The organism is Actinocorallia sp. API 0066, assembly GCF_020991275.1.
Lineage (GTDB): Bacteria > Actinomycetota > Actinomycetes > Streptosporangiales > Streptosporangiaceae > Actinocorallia.
Map to the genome: position 1 here is coordinate 478,731 of NZ_JAJLQY010000003.1, position 18,576 is coordinate 497,306.

Below are 18,576 nucleotides of genomic sequence, written 5' to 3' on the forward strand. Positions count from 1 at the left end.
TGGCCTCCAGAGGGCTATCGGCCGCCGCGCCTGCGGACGACACGGAGGGTGCGGCGGGCGGTCACGGCGAGGACCGCCGCCGCCAGGACGATGGGCAGCAGGGTGAGCCAGCGGCCGACGGGAGAGGTGTCGGAGGCGGGCCGCGCCCGCGCGGGGTCGGGCGCCACGACCTCGGTGAACGGGCCCGACGCGCGGACGGGCGGTTCGCCCGGCTCCCCGGTCGGCTCGCCCGCCGCGGACTTCTTCCGGTCCAGGTCGTCGGCCTTGTACGCCTTGGTGCAGTAGTACAGGCGCGGGGTGCCCGGGCCCTTGGCGGACTTGGTGTAGTCGCGGGCGGGCGGCACCGGGCCGCCGCCGGTGATCACCATGGTGACGCGGGCGTAGTCGCCGTGCGCGCCCTTCTCGATGACGTCCTTGACGATCCTGGGGAACCGCTGGTTCAGGAGGCCGAGCGCGTGCCCGATCTCCTTGCTCGCGTCCTGGGTGAACAGGGGCGGCGCGTCGGTGCCGAGCGCGGTGAGCAGGCAGCTGAGGCCGGGCCGCGACCGGTTGAGCAGCGCCTCGACCTGGCCGAGGAACGCGGGCCCCGCCGCGAGGATGCCGTCCAGCTCGGTGCGCCGGTCGGCGAGCGCCTGGGAGAACGCGGCGAGCCCGTCGAGGCCGCCCGCGAGCTGGGGTCCGCCGTCGGCGAGCACGCCGGTGAGCGCGGTCAGCTCGACGGCGAGCCGGTCGAGCACCTCGGCGTTGTCGGCGAGGGTGCCGGTGAGCTGGTGGGCGTCGCCGATGAGGTCGCGCAGCGTGGTGTCGCGGCCTTGGAGGCCGACGGCGAGTTCGTGCACGAGGGTCCGCGCGTCGTCGGGCTCGACGGCCTTGAGGAGGTCGCCCGCGCCGTCGAAGAGCCGCTTGTACTCGACGGCGACCTCGGTGCGGTCGAGCGGGATCACGTCGCCCTGGCGCAGCGGCCGGGCGGGCGCGGACGGCGGCGGGCTGATCTCGATGTACGGCTCGCCGATCGCGGACTTGCGCAGCACCGCCGCGCCGGAGTTCGACGGCACCCGCACCCCCCGGTCCAGGTGCATCGCCACGACGACCTTGCCCGCCGCCAGCCGCACCGTGTCGACCGAGCCGACCCGGACGCCCAGGTAGGCGACCTCAAGGTCGGTGCGCAGCCCGGGCGACGACTGGAACTCCGCCTCGACGGTGAAGGGCCTGCGCAGCGCGTCCACCGAGACGATGCTGGTGAGCGCCCAGACGACGAGGACAACGCCGAGCACCGCGAACGAGACGAGGTTGACGAGGATCCGGAGCCGCATCAGCTGCCCTCCTTGCGGACGACGGGCGACACCGCGCGGGCGGCGGTCGTGGACAGGTCCACGGGGGTGCCCGCGCCCTGGTTGGCGGTGACGTGGCCGGCGTCGGAGGTGAAGCCGAGCAGTCCGGCGAGCCAGACGTGCATGAGGCCCTGCCCCTTGTAGGTGAGGGAGTTCGCGCCGAGCAGGCCGCTGTTGAGGCCGCGGACGAGCGCCTTGAGCGTGTTCCGGCCGCGGACCATCGCCTGGAGGATCCGGTCGAGCTTGGCCAGCAGGGTGCGCAGCCGTTCGGCGTGCCGGGGGTGGACGGTGCCGTTGAACTGCTCGCCGAGCTTCACGAGGTCCCGGACCGCCTGCTTGAGTTCGGCCCGGTCGGCTTCGATCCGGTCGGTGGCGAGCACGAGGCGTCCGGGCAGCTCGTCCAGGTCGCCGGACTTCTTGGCGAGGGAGTCGCCGAGCCTGGCGAGGCCGTCGATGGTGTCCTGGAGGTCCTTGGCGGCGCCCGCGTAGCTGTCGGACACGTCGGCGATGTCCTTGATGAGCTTGTTCAGCTCGGGGCCCTTGTCCTTGAGGGCCGTCGCGACGGCCTCGACGATGGCGCTGAGGTTCTGCCCGCCGAGCGCGGCGAGCACCGGCCCGACCTTCTCGGAGATGCTCTCCAGGTCGGGCTGCACGGACGTCTGGGTGATGACGGCGCCCTTGCCGAGCGAGGGCGACTGCCCGATGACGGCGCCGGGCGGCAGCTCGATCCGCACGTAGTTCTCGCCGAGCAGCGAGGTCTTGGCGATCGCGGCGGTCACCCCGCGCGGAAGGCTGCGGCCGGGCTCCAACTGCATCGTGACGCGCGCCTTCAGGTCGTCGGTCAGCGCGATCCCGGTGACGGTGCCGATCCGCACGTCGGAGACCTGGACGCTGTGCCCGACCACGAGGGTCTGCACGTCGGTGAACTCCGCGCCGAACTCCAGGCCGCCCTTGGGCGCGCCGAGCGTCTGCACCGAGCAGGCGGTGCAGGAGGCGGCCAGGACGGCGGCGACGACTGCCCTTCTCACGAGCCACCCGCCTTCTTCTCGACGGTCTTGCCCGCGCAGTTGTTCAGCGGCGGGTCGAGGCAGGGGACCTTGCCCCAGCCCATCGCGGTGAACAGCGGCTGGAGCCAGGTCCGGCCGATCGCGCCGAGCTGGAGCCGGACGATGATGAGCTTGCGCTTGCGGTCGTAGGACCGCACCACAACGTCGGTGAACTTCGACAGCGCGGTGATCGCGTCGGCGAGTGACCCGCTGCTCGCCTTCATCGACATGATGATCTCGGAGGCGTCCGTGACGGTCCGAGGCAGCTTCTCGTGGTACGCCTCGACGAGCACGTCACCGCGGCGCACCACTGCCTCAAGCCCGCTGAGGAAGGCTTTCAGGGATTCGCGCTCGCCGGCGAGCAGCCCGCCCGCGTCGTTGAACGCGGTGAACAGCGCCTTCAGTTTGGCGTCGCGGGCGTTGAGGGAGGCGGCGAGGTCGCCGAGGTCCCCGGCCAGGCCGACGAGCCGCTGGTCCTGCGCGGCGAGGTCGGACGTCAGGTCGCCGACGGTCTGGAGCCCGGCGTTGATGTCGTCGCCCTTGTCGCGGACGACGTCGGCGGCGCCGCCGAAGGTGTCGCGGAGCTTGCCGGGGTCGACGGACTCGGCGAGCGTGCTGAACGCCTCCAGCGCCTCGTCTATCTCGACGGGCAGGTCGGTGCGGTCGCGCGGGATGACGGCGCCGTCGGCGATCCTCGCCGCGCCGGGCTTCCACGCCGGGTACAGCACGATGTTGCGCTCGCCGATCGTGTTCGTGGCCAGGATCGCGGCGCGCGCGTCGGCGGGCACCGGCACGCCGTCGCGGACCCTGAGCGTGACGGTGACGCCGCCGGTGGACTCGTCCACGGCGATCCGCTCGATGGTGCCGACGTCGGCGCCCATCACCTTGACCCGCGACCCCTCGTACAGCGAGGGCGTCTTGGCGAAGTCGGCGGTGAGCGTGTAGGTGCCGCCGCCGACGACGGAGCAGCCGCCGGTGGTGAGCACGAGGGTGAGCGCGGCCAGCGCGGGCAGTTCCCGTCTCACCTGCGCGCCTCCTTCATCAGGGCGTTGAGCCTGGCGAGGTCGGTCGGCGAGAGCTGGCCGATCTGGGTGAACATGGTGTCCACCCAGTTGCCGTAGTTGCCGATGTCGGTGAACGCGGTGAGGGACGGGCCCGCCCACGCCATCGCGGTGTTGAGGTCGTCCATCCGGGGGTCGAGCGCGGTGGTGGTGCGGTTGAGGTCGCCGATGATGCCGATGAGCTGCTTCTGCTGGTTGACGATCAGCCTGTCCATCGTCTTGACCGCGCCGCTGCCGCCGCCGAGCAGGAGCGACAGCTGGGTCCTGCGCTTGCGGAGGGTGGCGATGAGGTCGAGCGCGTTGTTCACCAGCTGGGAGAGGGTCTCCTCCTTGTCCTTGACGATGGCGATGACGCGTTCGCTGTTGTCGAGGAGGTCACCGATACGGACCTCGTCGCCCTCCAGCTCCTCGGCGACGTCGACGAGCCTGCCGAGCGCGTGCGCCAGCTCCTTGCGGGTCTTGGCGGGCAGCCCGCCGATCTCGTCGAGGACCTTGCCGAACGTCTCGGCGTCCAGGCCCTTCAGCGCCGTCGTGCCCTCCTGGAGCACCTCGTTGACGGTGATGGGGATCTGGGTCCGCTCGATCGGGACGCGCCGCTCGCGTTCGGGCACGTCGGCCAGGTACGGCTTGGCGACGGGCCCGGTGAGCCGCAGGTAGCGGCCGCCCAGGATGTTCGTCATGCGGATCTCGGCGCGGGTCGCGGGGCCGAGGTCGACGTCGGAGTCCACCTTCCAGGTGACCAGGACGTGCCCCTTGTCGAACTGCGGCTCCACACCGGTGATCTCGCCGACCCGGACGCCCGCGACGAGCACGTCGTTGCCGTCGCGCAGCCCGCCGGTGTCGGCGAAAATCCCGCTCATCGTGTACCTGTCCTTGAGCAGGCCCATGGTGCCGACGGCGAAGGTCGCGGCGATGACGAGCCCGATCGCGGTGAGCGAGACGAGGCCGACGAGGATCGGCGGCCGGTCGCGGAAGGACTTGAGCGCCATCAGCTCCCCCCGATGAGGATGCGGCGGAGGGTGTCGGGGTTCTGCGGCCTGCCCTGGTAGTCCTTGAGGACGACGGGGTAGGGGCAGGCGCCGTCCAGGAGCGTCAGGCAGGCGACGTTGCCCTTGGCGTACTCGCCGTCGTTGAACACCGAGAACAGCCGTTGCAGCTTCGGCCCGGCCAGGCGGAGCGCCTCGTCCACGGTGCCGAGGTTGTTCTCGATGCCGGCCGCGACGACGGCCAGGCCCGCGATCACCTTCTCGAGCTGGTCGCCGTTGCCGGTGAGCAGTTTGTCGGCGGTCTGGAAGGTCTGGGAGAGCTGGACGATGGAGTCCTCCAGGAGCTCACGGTTGCGCAGGAACGCGTCGGTCAGCTCGACGAGGTTGTCGGTCATCTGGCGGATCTGCTTGTCCCGCCGCGCGATCACCTCGGTGACCGTCGTGTAGTCCTTGAGCAGGTTTTTCAGCGTGGTGCGGCGCGCGGCGATGGTGGAGGCGAGCTGGTCGACGTCGGAGACGAGCTGGACGACGTCGGCGCGGTTCCCGTCGAGCGCCTGGTAGATCGCGGTGAGGATCTGGTTGAGCCGGTCGGGGTCGAGGCTGCGGGCGAGCGGCGCGAGCTGGTCGACGAGTTCGCCGATGTCCACGACCGAGCGGGTCCGCTCGATCCGCGCGCCGTCCCTGATCTTCTCGGCGGACGTGCCGGGGATGAGGTAGACGACGCGCTGTCCGACGGCGCTGCGCCACCGGATGGCGATCTCGCTGTCGGCGGGGACCCGGTACTTCTCCTCGACGGTGAGCTGGACGACGGCCTTGCCCCGGTCCACCCGGATGGAGTCGACCCGTCCGACGGGCGCGCCCGCGATCTTGACGACGTCGCCGCGCGTCAGGCCGGTGGCGTCGTCGAACACGGCGGTCAGCCGGTAGCCGCCGCCGAACGACACACGGGCGATCTGGGTGCCGATGAGGAAGGTCAGGGTGCCGGTGATCGCGAAGAAGACGGCCAGCCGGAGGAGGGTCGCCCTGCGCTGTCCGCGCCGCTCGCTGACGGCCATCAGCGGGCTCCCTTCTCTGCGTTCTTGTCCTTGGTGTCCTTGGTGTTCTTGGTGCCGCCGGCGCCCGGCTTCTGCGCGGTCTTCCCGGTGGCCGTGCTGGGGCAGACGCCCAGGATGATCGCGCAGGGGTTGGCGGGGATGAGGATCTTGACGGCGAGCATCCGCCGGTCGCCGGGCGCCTTCGGCCAGGCCACCGACTTGTAGACCGGCAGGAGGTTGACCATGGTCCGCAGGCCGGGCCCGAACCTGCCGAGCTGGGCGTCGATGACGCCGATGGCGCGCTCGGCGGAGCGGAAGCCCGCGGCGAGGTCGCCGCCGTGCGAGCCGATGCCGTGCGCGCTGAGCGCGGCGACGCCGGACAGGTTGTCGGCGAACGACCTGAGCCGTCCGTCGCCCTGGGCGGCCGTCGCGATGACGGCGTTCGTCCCGGCGACGATGGTGGCGATGTCCTGGCCCGCGCCGTTGATCCGGGCGAGCCTGCCCAGGTCGGCGAGGAACGCCTCGGCGTTGCGCCGGTTGTCGTGCGCGACGCCGACGATCGTGGTGACCGACTCCAGCGTCTCCCTGAGCTGCTGGCCCTGGCCGCCGAGGCCCGAGGCGAGCGCGTCCACGATGATCGCCAGCTCGGTCGGGTCGAGCGCGGCGAGCGCGGTGTTGGCGTCGGCGAGCAGGTCGTTGAGGTCGCGCGGGTCGGACGTGCGGGTGATGACGGACCCGGCGGGCAGGTAGGGGCCGCCGTTCTCGTGCTCGCCCGGGAGGAGGTTGATGAACTTCGGCCCGAACACGGACTCGGGCTCCAGCGAGGCGACGGCGGTGTCGGGCACCCGCACGCCCTTGTTCAGGGTGAGGGTGATGCGCGCCTTGCCGGTCGGGAGCAGCTCGATCGCGCTGACCCGGCCGACGTGCATGCCGCGCACCTTCACCGGCGACGTCGTGCCGAGGCCCTGTCCGGCGGTGCCGAACTCGGCGGTGAACTCCGGGCCCTTGGCGGCGAACGGCTTGGTGATGAGGACGAACAGCAGCAGCGCCGTCAGCAGGACCGTGGCGGCGGCGACGGCGGTCCGCCGCGCCAGGGAGGGTTCGGTCATCCGGAGAGCCTCACTGTTCCGCCCTGGCCCCAGAACACGTAGGACAGCAGCAGGTTCAGGGTGACGATCATGACGATCGACAGCCGGATCGCCCGGCCCGCCGCGGTGCCGACGCCGACCGGGCCGCCGGAGGCGTAGTAGCCGTAGTAGCAGTGGATGGTGATGACGGCGAAGGCGAACACCGCCACCTTGACGCAGCTGAACACCAGGTCCTGCAACGGCAGGTACAGGTGGAAGTAGTAGTCGTAGACGCCGGGCGCGAGGCCGAAGAACTCGGTGGAGATGAACCGGGTCGCGAAGAAGCTGGCGAACAGCGCGATCAGGTAGAGCGGCACCAGCGCGATCAGGGCGGCGACGACGCGGGTGGAGATGAGGTAGGCGAAGGAGTTGATGCCCATCACCTCAAGCGCGTCGATCTCCTCGGAGATCCGCATCGCGCCGAGTTCCGCGGTGAAGGCCGACCCGCACTGGGCGGCGAGCGCGATCGCGGCGATGATCGGGGTGATCTCGCGGACGTTGATGAAGCTGCCGACCAGGCCCATGAACGACTCGGCGCCGATGATCTCCAGCCCGGTGTACACCTGGAGTCCGACCTCGGTGCCGACGAACAGCGACATCGTGAACGTCACGAACACCATGCCGCCGCCGACGACGGTGCCGCCGACGCCCACGACGATGTCGCTGACGTGCTGGCCGACGGTCTTGGCGTACTTGAAGCGGAAGATGATGTCGCGGACGCAGTACAGCAGGACCCGGCCGACGAACATCGGCCAGCCCGACAGGCCCGCGAACCGCTCGACGGCGGCCGTCGATCCTCGGGCGGCGCCCAGGGCCGCCTTGCGTGGGACGTTCGTGAGCATCCGGCCTCAGATCTTCGGGGGGTAGGCGATGACGTAGATCGTGGTGATCACGTAGTTGAAGCCGAACACCAGCAGCAGCGCGACCACCGTCGCCTGGTTGACCGCGCGGCCCACGCCGACCGGGCTCTGCTCGCACGTCATGCCCTTGTAACAGGCGACCATCGCGGCGATGAGGCCGAACAGCCACGCCTTGAACAGCGTCACCACGAGGTCGGAGACCTGGAGCAGGGCGAGCGCCCCGTCGAAGTAGGCGCCGGGGGTGACGTCCTGGAGCAGGACGTTGAAGAAGAACCCACCGACCGCGCCGGACAGGATCACCAGGGAAGCCAGCATCGTCGAGACGAGGCTGGCGGCCCACATGCGCGGCGTGACGAGGCGGTGCACCGGGTTGACCGCCATCACCTCCATGGCCGCGAGTTCGTCGCGGATCCGCCGCGCCCCCATGTCGGAGGTCATCGCGGAGCCGCCGGCGCCCGCGATGATGAGCGCCGCCGCGATCGGCGCGACCTCGCGCACGAGGCCGACGACGACCGCGCCGCCGGTCGCGGACTGCGCGCCGAGCTGCGCCGCCAGGTCGCCGACCTGCAGCGCGACGGTCGCGCCGAGCGGGAGCGCGATGAGGATGACGGGGAGCGTCGTCACGCGCGCCAGGAACCAGCACTGCTCGACGAACTCCCAGAACCAGTTCCGGATGTCCCAGGTGCGGCGCAGACCCTCAAGCGCGATGGTGAACAGTTCACCGATCTGGGTGAGCACTCCGCGCAGCTGTGCGGTGACCACCACGGGCACGCTCGCCATCGGCCACCCCTCCGCGAGTAACGATCCGTTTACAGACCAAGCGCTTGGTACGGTAACGCGCGTCACACTGGGGCCACAAGACCTTTGATCCGATAGTTGCCGAAAGACGGAGGATCCGGGGTACCACAGCTACCACTTACTCGTCCGTCCGCGCATGGGCCCCTACACACCGCGACCGACCCCGGCCAGCGCCGTCACCGACGTTTAGGCTGGTGACACGAGACACGCCGCCGTCCCGGGAACCCGGCAGGCGGCGTCCCGTGGGAAGGGACGCACACGTGGGCAGGGTGACGGAGCGGCGCCGGGTCGCGCGCTGGACGGGCGAGGCGACCACCGAACGGGTGGACACCCTCGCGGTGGAGGAGCCGCTGGAGATCCAGATCGGCGGGCGGTCCCTGACCGTCACGATGCGCACGCCCGGCGCCGACTTCGACCTCGTCGCCGGGTTCCTGCTCGCCGAGGGCGTCATCGCCGGGCCCGCCGACCTCGTCGCGATGAAGCAGTGCGGCGACGACGAGTTCAACATCGTGGACGTCGCGCTCGGCCGCCCCTGGGACGGCCCCGCCCGCGCGTTCCCGACCAGCTCGGCCTGCGGCGTGTGCGGCACCGCCAGCGTCGCCGACCTCGCCGGACGGGCCGCCTGGGACGTCGCGGCCGACCCGGTGTCCTTCTCCCCCGCCGCGCTGACCGCGCTGCCGGACGCGCTGCGCGCCGCGCAGAAGGTGTTCGCCAGCACCGGCGGCCTGCACGCGGCCGGCCTGTTCACCACCGACGGCGAACTGCGCTGCCTGCGCGAGGACGTCGGCCGCCACAACGCGGTCGACAAGGTCGTCGGCTGGGCGCTCAAGGAAGGGCTGCTGCCGCTGCGCGGGCACGTCCTCATGGTGAGCGGGCGCGCCTCGTTCGAGCTGACACAGAAGGCGTGGGCGGCGGGCGTCCCGGTGCTGGCCGCCGTCTCGGCGCCGTCGTCGCTGGCCGTCTCGCTCGCGGCCAAGGCGGGGCTGACGCTCGTGGGGTTCCTGCGGCCGCCCACGTTCAACGTCTACACCCGGCACGACAGGGTCCGTCAGTGACTACTTACGGCGATCGGCTAAAGTGCAGCTGACCTGGTTCACGCACCTATCCCCGAAGGAGGCGACCGGTGGACTTCACCCTGCCGGAGAGCGCGATCGCCGTCCGGGACGGCATCGCCGCCGTCACCGCCAAGTACGGCCACGAGTACTGGGACGCGTGCGACACCGAGCACCGCTGGCCCGAGGAGGTCTACCGCGACCTCGCCGAGGGGGGCTGGCTCGGCCTCGCCGTCCCCGAGCAGTACGGCGGCGGCGGGCAGGGCCTGCTGGAGCTCACGGTGGCGCTGGAGTCGCTCGCCCTGTCCGGCGCGGGCGCCGCCGCGTCCTTCATCTACCTGCTGAGCCCCGGTTTCGGCGCCCTCACCATCACCCGGCACGGCACCGAGGAGCAGAAGGCGCGGTTCCTGCCCGGCCTGGCCAAGGGCGAGATCGAGACGTGCTTCGCGCTCACCGAGCCCGACGCCGGAAGCAACGCCATCAACATCACCACCCAGGCCCGCCGCGACGGCGACGGCTGGCTGGTGCGCGGCCAGAAGATCTGGATCTCCGGCGTCGAGCGGGCCGACCACATGCTGCTCGTCACCCGGACCATCCCCGCCGCCGAAGCCAAGCCCCGCACCAACGGCTTCACCGTCTTCCTCGTGGACGTGAAGGCGGCGATCGAGGCGGGCACCCTCACCTTCCAGCCGATCCCCAAGCTCGGCACCAACACCGTCGCGTCCAGCATGGTCTTCATCGACGACCTCCGCGTCACCGACGCCGACGTGCTCGGCACCGTCGACGGCGGCTTCGCGGTGCTGTGGGACATCCTCAACCCCGAGCGCATCCTCGCCGCGGCGGCCGGGGTCGGCGGGGCCGAGGCGGCGCTGAAGGTCGCGGTGTCCTACGCCCTCGACCGCGCCCCCTTCGGCAAGCCGATCGGCGCCAACCAGGCCATCGCGTTCCCGCTCGCCAAGATCAAGGCGCAGACCGAGCTGGCCCGCCTCATGACCTACAAGGCCGCGTGGCTGTGGGACCGGGGCGAGCCGTGCGGCTCGGAGGCCAACATCGCCAAGCTCACCGCCGCCGAGGCCGCCTGGGAGGCCGCCGACCGCACCTTCCAGACGCACGGCGGCATGGCCTACTCGCTGGAGTACCCGGTCGCCCGGATCTTCCGTGACGCCCGGATCGCCAAGAACATCCCGGTGGCCGAGGAACTCGTCCTCGCCCACATCGCGCAGCACGACCTGGGCCTGCCCCGGTCGTACTGACGGCCCGCTAGGCGTCGTCGCTGGAACCGCACTCCGCGACGAGCGCCTCGAACAGCCGCAGGTCGTCGCCCTCCTCGGGGTGCCACTGCACCCCGAGGCCGAACCTGTGGCCCTCCACCTCGACGGCCTCCACGACCTGGTCGCGCGCCCACGCGACCGCGACCAGGCCACGGCCCAGCACGTCGACCGCCTGGTGGTGGTAGGTCGGCACGTCGGCGAGCTCCCCCAGGATCGTCCCGGTCCTGCTCGCCGGGCTGATCTGCACCCGGTGCCTGGAGAACCTGCCGGGCACGGGCGCGTGGCCCTCGTGCCCGACCGTGTCCGGCAGGTGCTGGACGAGCGTGCCGCCGCGCACCACGTTGAGCAGTTGCAGGCCCCGGCAGATCGCCAGGAACGGCTTGCCGCCCTCGACGGCCGCGCGCAGCAGCGCCGACTCGAACCTGTCGCGCGCCAGGTCGGGCGCGCCCGTCCGCTCGTGCGGCGCCGCCCCGTACTTGGCCGGGTCCACGTCCGGGCCGCCCGCCACCACGAGGCCGTCGAGCCGGGCCAGGAGCGTCTCGACGGCGTCCTGCTCCGCGTACGGCGGCAGCAGTACCGGGACGCCGCCCGCGCGCTCGACCGACCGGGTGTAGGAGACGGGCAGCAGCGCCGCCTCCCGGACCCAGACGCCCCAGCGAGCGGCCTCCTGGTAGGTCGTGACGCCGATCAACGGACGAGCCATCCAGCACCTCCTGGTCCCACGGGGCCCACCGGTCCCACAAGCAGCTTGCCGCAACCGCGCGCGGGAGCACAGCCCCCCGGACGCGTCTCACACCCGTGGATCCGGCCGGAGACGGCCGAACACCCTCGGGAACGGATGTCCAGACCGGGCGGAATTTCCCGTAGGAGCATTTTCTCCCAAAGTGTAAGGAAGATTCCGCCGCGGTGATGATGTGGGGAATTCACCGTGCCCAACAGACGGCTACCGAGCGGTATTTTACTTTTCCCCGTCATCACCCGATGAGCATAGCCCGTCACCCATCGTAGATAGTGGGGCGTCTTATCGTGAAACGGTTGAGCTTCACCACCCCTGGTGTAACACTCCGAGCAAGGCATCCGGCACCGTGCGTACCGAAGTCCGCCGCCTTGGGGGAAGGCGGGACAGGTACCCGGCCCGGCGGTCCGCACACGAACTCGCCCGGCGTTCACCCGACGCCGCGGGCACCGTCAGTTTCTCCGCAGTTTTGCCAAGGGGGGCGAGATTGCCACATGTCCTTGAATCCCCGGCTCGTCAAAGAGAGCTTCGCGATCCTCGAACCGGACGCGCCGCGGGCCGCCGCCTACTTCTACGGGCGGCTGTTCGCCGAGCACCCCGATCTGCGGGCGCTCTTCCCACCGGCGATGGACGTACAGCGCGACCGCCTGCTGCGCGCGCTCGCCACCGTCGTCTGGAGCCTTGACAGCCCCGACGCCCTGACCACCTACCTCAGCGAACTCGGCCGCGACCACCGCAAGTTCGGCGTGTCCGAGGCGCACTACACAGCCGTCGGCGACGCCCTGCTCGCCACCCTGCGCAAGTTCCTCGGCGACCGCTGGACCGCCGAGACCGAGGCGAGCTGGGCCACCGCCTACCGGATGGCCGCCGAGATCATGCACGGCGCCGCCGTCGCCGACGCCCTCATCGCGCCGCCCTGGTGGATCGGCGAGGTCGTCGCGCACGAACGCCGCCGCGACGACCTCGCCGTCGTCACCGTCCGGCCCGCCCAGCCGCTCCCCTACGAGGCGGGACAACACGTCTCGCTCCAGGTGTCGCGCTGGCCCCGGATGTGGCGGCCGTACTCCATCGCCAACGCGCCACGCCCTGACGGCCGGGTCGCCTTCCACGTCAGGTCCGTGCCCGGCGGCTGGGTGAGCACCGCGCTCGTCCGGCACACCGAGGTCGGCCACTCACTGCTGCTCGGGCCCGCGCTCGGCGCGATGACCCTGGCCCGCGACGCCACCCGCGACCTGCTGTGCGTCGCGGGAGGCACCGGCCTCGCCCCGCTCAAGGCACTCGTCGAACAGGTCGTCGCCGAAGGCGGGGGACGCGGCGTGCACCTCGTCGTCGGCGCCCGCACCGCCGACGACCTGTACGACCTGGCCGACCTGCGCCGCCTCGCCGCCGAACACCCCTGGCTGCGGGTGGTGCCGGTGGTGGCGGACGACCCGTCGTACGAGGGGCTGCGCGGGCCCGTCGCCGACGCCCTCGAAGGCATCGGCGAGTGGGCCGAGCACGAGGCGTACGTGTCGGGGCCGCCCGAGATGGTCTCGGCCACCGTCGACCGGCTCGGCGCGCTCGGCCTGCCGCCCGACCGGATCCACCACGACGCGCTGCACCTGGAGAAGCGGGCGGGCTGCCCCCACCTGTCCGGCTACATCACGGCGGGGCCCAAGCTCGTCCCGCCCGCGCCCGTCAGGGAGTGACGACGGCCCAGCGGACCGGCTCCCCGGTACCGGTCCGCGCCGCCCGTCCCGCCTTCTCCAGCACCACCAGGTGGGCGAGGGTCTCCAGCATCGCGGTGCGCCGCATGAACGGCTGGATCCGCGCCCACGGCCGCGACCAGGTCAGCTCCTGGGCCAGCTCCCACGCGGTCGGCGGCTCGGTGCCGCCCGCGATCACCGCGAGGATCTCGCCCAGCCGCTCCTCGTGGTGCGCGAGCAGGACGCCGACGCGCTCGTCCAGGCCCGCGAACCGGTACTCGTGCGCGGGCAGCACCTCGCCGACGGGCAGCGCCCTGACCTTCTCCAGCGACGTGAAGAACGTGCCCAGCGGGTCGTCGCCCGAGCGGGGGAACAGGCCGATGGTCGGGGTGATCCGGGGCAGCACGTGGTCGCCGGACAGGAGGACGTTGTTGCGGGCGTCATGGAAGCAGACATGGCCCGGTGAGTGGCCGGGCGTCCACACCGTCCGCAGGTCCCAGCCCTCGACGGGCGGGGCCGTGCCGTCCACGAGGGCGATCTCCGGCTCGGTGTGCTCGACCATGCCGAGCATCGTCCGGGTGGCCTCGGCGAGGGTGCCGCCGACGTCGTCGGGAACGCCGTGCTCGGCCATCTGGCGCCGGATCGCCCGGATGAGCCCGGCCGGGTCGCGCTGCCGCGCGGCCAGCAGCTTGGTGTCCTCGGGGTGCAGCGCCACCCACGCGCCGGACTCCTGTCGGACGCGCGCGGCGAGCCCGTAGTGGTCGTGGTGCATGTGCGTGACGAGCACACCGCGCACGTCGCCGATCTCGAACCCCGCCGTCTTGAGGCCCGCGACGAGCGCGTCCCACGACTCGGGGGCGTCCCATCCGGCGTCCACGAGGGTGACGCCGCGCGGCCCCTCCAACGCGTAGACGAGGACGTAGCGCAGAGGGTTGTCCGGGATGGGCACCGGAATCGACCAGAGTCCGGGCCGTACCCGCTCCACGGGGGGCATCACCTTGTCGAGCCAGGCCTGCCGCTGTGCCACGCCGGTGACTTCCACTGGAGCCTCCTTACTAGAATCGAATTCTAGACTCCAGTGGTATCACCCCGGTGTCCACGCGTTCACCCCTACCCGGAAGGTTCAGACCTTCCGCCAGCGCGGGATCCACGCCCCGTCGACGACCTCGTAGTCACCGAACAACGCGGGCGCCTCCGCCTTCAGCACCTCACCGATCTTGTGGAACAGGAGCCGGATCTCCTCCTCGGCCCCCTCAGCCGTCCGCGCCTCCAGCGTGTGCCGCAACGTCCGCACGTTCGCCGTCCACACCAACCCGGTCGCCACCCCTTCCGGCGCGAACCGCCGCATGAACGACGTCCGATGCTTCTTCTCCTTGAACGGCACCCCCTCCTCATCCAACCCAAAATGCTCCGCCATCCACCCCTGAAACTCCTCCATCTGTCCCAACAACACCGTGGCCCGCGCCATCAACTCGTCATCCTCCCGAGCCCACTCCGGAAACCAGAACGGCAGATCCTGCAACCGAACAAACCGCAACGACTCCTGCGAAATCGCCACCCCAGGCCGATGCCTGATCAGCTCGTGGGTGTTGCCGGAGACGACAGGCTTGCCGTTGCGCCGGACCCACAGCAGGCCGTTGGGGACCTTCACGCAGTGGATCCGCCCGCTGTAGTGCTCGATCCGGTCGTGGTACCCCTCGTCGTTCCAGTAGCGGCTCGGCCGGTGGCGACCGCTGTTGACGAGCGGGGTCAGCCGCTTGGTGAGCAGCGAGACGACGTAGCAGGGGCGGAGGTTGTGGAAGCGCTGCCCGCTCGGCATGACCCGTTCCAGGCCCACCCGGTCGTCGATCCGCACGTTCGCGGAGAAGCCCGCCTTGATCGCCAGGACCTGGAGGTCGTCGGCGAGCTGCGGGGAAACGGTGTAGATGACGCGGTGGCCGCTGGTGCGGTGCTCGGTCCCGTCGCCCTCGACCATGGCGTCGAGGAACGCGGCGATCGCGTCCGGACCCCAGCCGTGGACCATCTCGGGAACGTACTTCTCGTGGCAGTGGCCGAGGGCCGCGAGGAAGTCGCGCAGCGGCGTGCAGGACGTCCGCACCGTGCCGTGGCCGGTCTCGGGCACATAGGCGGGTAGGCCCATCTCCTCGATGGCCGCGCGCATCTTGTCCAGGATCGGGCCGCGGTTCTGCGCGACCACGATCTGATGCCCGTTGATGCTGCCTTCGGCGATGTAGTAGCCGAGGAAGCGGGCGAAGGGGAGGGTCGGGAAGGACACGCCCTCGTAGTTCCGGGTGACGTGCGTGCCCGTGTCGGAACGGTCGTAGGAACGGGTCGTGGCCGGGATCTCCACGCGCTCGGGAGTGTGCCCGGACCAGGCAGCCGCCTTCTGGTACTGGACCCGCTTGTGCAGGACGTCCTCGGCGAACTCGACGCCGAAGTCCTGCTCACCCCGCTTGGCGGCCTGGGTGTCGTAGCGCCGCACCCACATCCGGTGGTTCGGCGTCACCAGGAGGTCGACCTGTTCGGACGCGACCCGGTACATGGGGCCGTCATAGTCGGCGTGGAAGACCTCGGTGGCCTCCTGGTACTCCAGTTCGCGCGTCCGCGGGTTGAGCGTCGCGAACGTCTCGTCGCCCTCGATCTTCGGCCAGGGAATCCAGCCGCGGTCCGTCAGCACCTCGGTGTCGGAGTCGTAGCAGCAGACGCGGCTGACGTTGTGGAGGGTGAAGGAGAAGGAGATGTGTTCGAGGACGGAGCCGTGGAGGCTGGCGAGGATGTTCTGGAGGTAGGCGGTCTGGTCGGTGCGGACTCGGGTGACGTTGGGGTTGAGGCCGGGTTCCCAGGAGCGGTAGCAGAGGCGGCCGGCGAACTCGGCGAGGTTCTGCGGGTCGTTGAGGTGGTCGTCCAGGTCGCCGCGGTCGAAGCGCTCCAGCCAGGACTCGCCGCCGACCTCCCTGAGGTAGGCCGCGAGCTGGTCGTAGTCGAGTTGCGGCTTGGCGATCAGGAAGACCTCGGGCTCGACCTGCTTCACTGACTCCCACTCCCCCAAGAACGGGGCCCGCGCGGGCCCCTGACACACGGACGCCCCGGAGGGCTCCGGGGCGTCCGTCAGCCTAGCCTCTCCCCGAATCCACGGGGGAAGAACCCCCAGGTAACGCGCTGTGCCCTCCGTCGCGGGGCGGCGGTCAGGCGGTCCGGACGAGGCGGAGCACGTTGCGGACGATCTTGTGGCCGTTGCCGCCGGTGGCGGTGAGGATGGACTCCGGGTGGAACTGGACGGCCCAGCGGCGGCGGACCGGGTCCTCCAGGGACATGACGACACCGTCCGCGGTGGCGGAGGTGATGGTGAAGCCGCCGGCGCCGAGCAGGTCGGCGGTGGTGTGCAGCGAGTGGTAGCGGGCGGCGGTGAACTCGGCGGGCAGCCCCGCGAGGATCTGGCTCGCCGGGAAGCCGTCGGTCCTCACGTGGCCCGGCTTGCCGTGCTGCGGGTAGGACAGCTGGGCGAGTTCGCCGCCCGCGTGCTCGACCATGGCCTGCAGGCCCAGGCAGACGCCGAACGCGGGCTTCTCCCTGACGTCGAGCGCCTTGAGCAGCCCGGCCGTGTCGAAGTCCGTGGGACGGCCGGGGCCGGGCGACAGCACGACGAGGTCCGGGTTGAGCTCGTCCAGGAGCCGCTCGGGGAAGCCGAACCGCAGCGTGGTGACCTCGGCGCCCTCCTGCCGGAAGTAGTCGGCGAGGGTGTTGACGAACGAGTCCTGGTGGTCCACGACGAGGACCCTGAGGCCGGCGCCGGGCAGCTCCGGCTCGGGCTCGGCGACGGGCTCGGCCTGCGGCGTCTGGGAGGACGACAGCGCCTCCAGCAGGGCGCGGGCCTTGAGGAGGGTCTCGCGCTCCTCGGCGTCGGGGTCGGAGTCGTACAGGAGGGTGGCCCCGGCCCGGACGGCGGCGACGCCGTCCCGGATCTGGGCGGTGCGCAGGGTCAGGCCGGTGTTCATCGAGCCGTCGAAGCCGACGTAGCCGACGGCGCCGCCGTACCAGCGGCGCGGGGTCTCCTCGTGGTCCTCGATGAACTGCATCGCCCACGTCTTGGGCGCCCCGGTGACGGTGACGGCCCACATGTGGGTGAGGAACGCGTCGAGCGCGTCGAAGCCGGGCCTGAGCCTTCCCTCGATGTGGTCGACGGTGTGGATGAGCCGCGAGTACATCTCGATCTGGCGGCGGCCGATGACCTTGACGCTGCCGGGCACGCAGACGCGGGACTTGTCGTTGCGGTCCACGTCGGTGCACATGGTCAGCTCGGACTCCTCCTTGAGGGAGGTGAGGAGGGTCCTGATGTTGTCGGCGTCCTCCAGCGGGTCGGCGCCGCGCTGGATGGTGCCGGAGATCGGGCAGGTCTCGACCCTGTCGCCGTTGACGCGGACGAACATCTCCGGGGAGGCGCCGACGAGGTACTCGCCGTCCCCGAGGTTGAAGAAGAACTCGTACGGGGCGGGGTTGGTGTCGCGGAGCCTGTCGAAGAACCGGGCGGGCGACGGACACGGCCCGTGCATGACGTGGCCGGGGACGACCTCGAACAGGTCGCCGCGCAGGAACTTGTCCTTGGCGTCGCGGACGACCTCGGCGTACAGGCCGGGGACGGGCGGCGGCGGCACCTGGGCGGGGACGGGCACCGGCGTGGGCTCGGTGCCGCGCGGCATCCCCTCAGTGGAGCCGGACGGCGTGGCGAAGTCGTAGGAGTAGCGGGTGTAGGACTCGCGCTTGCGGTCGATCACGAGGATCTCGTCGGCCAGGTGGAGGACGAGGTCGCGCTGGTCGGCGGGCCGTTCGATGGCCATCCTGATCGGCTCGAACTGGAAGGACAGGTCGTAGCCGAAGGCCCCGTACAGGCCCAGGTGGGGGTCGGCGTCGGCCGGGTCGGCGGGGCGGAAGAGGTCGACGACGGCGCGCAGCGCGGTGAAGACGGTGGGTTGGCGGCTGCGCTCCTCCTCGGTGAACACCTCCTCGCTCTGCGGGACGTGGACCTCGAGGGCGCCGGGCTCGTCGGTGGTGACGTCGCCGGTGCCGCGGACGGCGTCGGCGACGAGCGGCAGCAGGAGTTCACCGCGGGCGTTGAGGGCGCGGACGGCGATGGATCTGCCGCGCGCGACGAGTTCGAGCGACGGGTCGACGTACCCCATGGCCCAGCGGCTGTACCGGCCGGGGTACTCCATGCCGGAGCTGAGCACGCCGCCGCGGCGCTGCTCGACGGCGGTGACCAGCCGGGCGAGGAGTTCGGCCTCGCTCTCGGCGGCGACGGGCGTGGCGGTGCGGGTGACCCGGACGCCTCCGCGGGTCGTGTAGGTCGTGCTCTTGCTGTCCACCCTGGTCTCCTTCTGGTCCGACGACTCGGGGCGGAAACACAAGAAGACCGCCCTGAGGGGGGCGGTCACTGTGGTCAGAACACGCTGAACCGGCGCCGCCTCAGCGACGCCACCACCACTGGGTGTTCGATCCGGTCCGCATGATGTGGGCAGCGTACCGGAGCGAGGGTCGCGATTTCAAAGCGACCACCGTGTCCAACAGGGGTTCTGTTGCGCCCGGATTACTGCG

General features: G+C 71.1%; 14 protein-coding genes and 2 pseudogenes. 3 read left to right on the forward strand and 13 right to left on the reverse strand.

The features are described from left to right. Positions 1–14: 14 nt before the first annotated feature. The 8 genes from LO762_RS09990 to LO762_RS10025 are packed head-to-tail and all read right to left on the reverse strand — an operon-like array spanning position 15 to position 8,225. Positions 15–1,313: an MCE family protein gene (locus LO762_RS09990; RefSeq protein WP_230614215.1), complete on the reverse strand. Its 1,299-nt coding sequence runs from the start codon at positions 1,311–1,313 to the stop codon at positions 15–17. Next, on the reverse strand, positions 1,313–2,359 hold the full coding sequence (locus LO762_RS09995; protein ID WP_230614216.1) for an MCE family protein: 1,047 nt from the start codon (positions 2,357–2,359) through the stop codon (positions 1,313–1,315). Before LO762_RS09995 ends, LO762_RS09990 begins: the two co-directional genes overlap by 1 nt. Continuing rightward, positions 2,356–3,402: an MlaD family protein gene (locus tag LO762_RS10000; protein WP_230614217.1), complete on the reverse strand. Its 1,047-nt coding sequence runs from the start codon at positions 3,400–3,402 to the stop codon at positions 2,356–2,358. The genes LO762_RS09995 and LO762_RS10000 overlap by 4 nt, the downstream gene beginning before the upstream one ends. Next, the gene (locus tag LO762_RS10005) at positions 3,399–4,427 is read right to left on the reverse strand and encodes an MCE family protein (RefSeq protein WP_230614218.1); all 1,029 of its coding nucleotides are present in this window, start codon (positions 4,425–4,427) and stop codon (positions 3,399–3,401) included. The genes LO762_RS10000 and LO762_RS10005 overlap by 4 nt, the downstream gene beginning before the upstream one ends. Then, on the reverse strand, positions 4,427–5,479 hold the full coding sequence (locus tag LO762_RS10010) for an MCE family protein (protein ID WP_230614219.1): 1,053 nt from the start codon (positions 5,477–5,479) through the stop codon (positions 4,427–4,429). Before LO762_RS10010 ends, LO762_RS10005 begins: the two co-directional genes overlap by 1 nt. Beyond that, a complete protein-coding gene (locus LO762_RS10015; RefSeq protein ID WP_230614220.1) occupies positions 5,479–6,567 on the reverse strand; it encodes an MCE family protein in 1,089 nt (362 codons plus the stop codon). The genes LO762_RS10010 and LO762_RS10015 overlap by 1 nt, the downstream gene beginning before the upstream one ends. Beyond that, positions 6,564–7,427 (reverse strand): ABC transporter permease, encoded by an 864-nt coding sequence (locus LO762_RS10020; protein ID WP_230614221.1) that lies wholly within the window; start codon positions 7,425–7,427, stop codon positions 6,564–6,566. Before LO762_RS10020 ends, LO762_RS10015 begins: the two co-directional genes overlap by 4 nt. 6 nt (positions 7,428–7,433) lie before the next feature. Then, the gene (locus tag LO762_RS10025; protein ID WP_230614222.1) at positions 7,434–8,225 is read right to left on the reverse strand and encodes an ABC transporter permease; all 792 of its coding nucleotides are present in this window, start codon (positions 8,223–8,225) and stop codon (positions 7,434–7,436) included. A gap of 278 nt (positions 8,226–8,503) precedes the next feature. Here LO762_RS10025 and fdhD point away from each other — a divergent pair, with 278 nt between their 5' ends. Continuing rightward, the gene (fdhD, locus tag LO762_RS10030; RefSeq protein WP_230614224.1) at positions 8,504–9,298 is read left to right on the forward strand and encodes a formate dehydrogenase accessory sulfurtransferase FdhD; all 795 of its coding nucleotides are present in this window, start codon (positions 8,504–8,506) and stop codon (positions 9,296–9,298) included. Positions 9,299–9,366: 68 nt separating this feature from the next. Further along, positions 9,367–10,548, forward strand: coding sequence for an acyl-CoA dehydrogenase family protein (locus LO762_RS10035; RefSeq protein ID WP_230614226.1), 1,182 nt, complete (start codon positions 9,367–9,369; stop codon positions 10,546–10,548). Between the two features lie 7 nt (positions 10,549–10,555). Here LO762_RS10035 and LO762_RS10040 read toward each other — a convergent pair whose 3' ends face one another. Continuing rightward, complete coding sequence (locus tag LO762_RS10040) at positions 10,556–11,269, reverse strand: gamma-glutamyl-gamma-aminobutyrate hydrolase family protein (RefSeq protein ID WP_230614228.1); 714 nt, start codon at positions 11,267–11,269, stop codon at positions 10,556–10,558. A 527-nt stretch (positions 11,270–11,796) separates the two neighbouring features. Between LO762_RS10040 and LO762_RS10045 the strand changes: the two genes are divergently transcribed. Continuing rightward, positions 11,797–12,990, forward strand: a complete 1,194-nt coding sequence (locus tag LO762_RS10045; RefSeq protein ID WP_230614230.1) for a globin domain-containing protein — start codon at positions 11,797–11,799, stop codon at positions 12,988–12,990. Here LO762_RS10045 and LO762_RS10050 read toward each other — a convergent pair. From LO762_RS10050 to LO762_RS10065, 4 genes and pseudogenes are all read right to left on the reverse strand, one after another. Next, a complete protein-coding gene (locus tag LO762_RS10050; RefSeq protein WP_230614232.1) occupies positions 12,980–14,029 on the reverse strand; it encodes an MBL fold metallo-hydrolase in 1,050 nt (349 codons plus the stop codon). The two genes, LO762_RS10045 and LO762_RS10050, sit on opposite strands and share 11 nt — an antisense overlap. 81 nt (positions 14,030–14,110) lie before the next feature. Beyond that, a pseudogene (locus tag LO762_RS10055) lies at positions 14,111–14,575 on the reverse strand (FAD-dependent thymidylate synthase); the annotation flags it as partial. Positions 14,576–15,676: 1,101 nt separating this feature from the next. Further along, positions 15,677–16,018, reverse strand: a pseudogene (locus tag LO762_RS10060) (FAD-dependent thymidylate synthase); the annotation flags it as partial. A gap of 154 nt (positions 16,019–16,172) precedes the next feature. Beyond that, entirely contained in the window at positions 16,173–18,347 is a 2,175-nt protein-coding gene (locus tag LO762_RS10065) for an anthranilate synthase component I (protein WP_230614233.1), read from the reverse strand. Positions 18,348–18,576 lie beyond the last annotated feature (229 nt).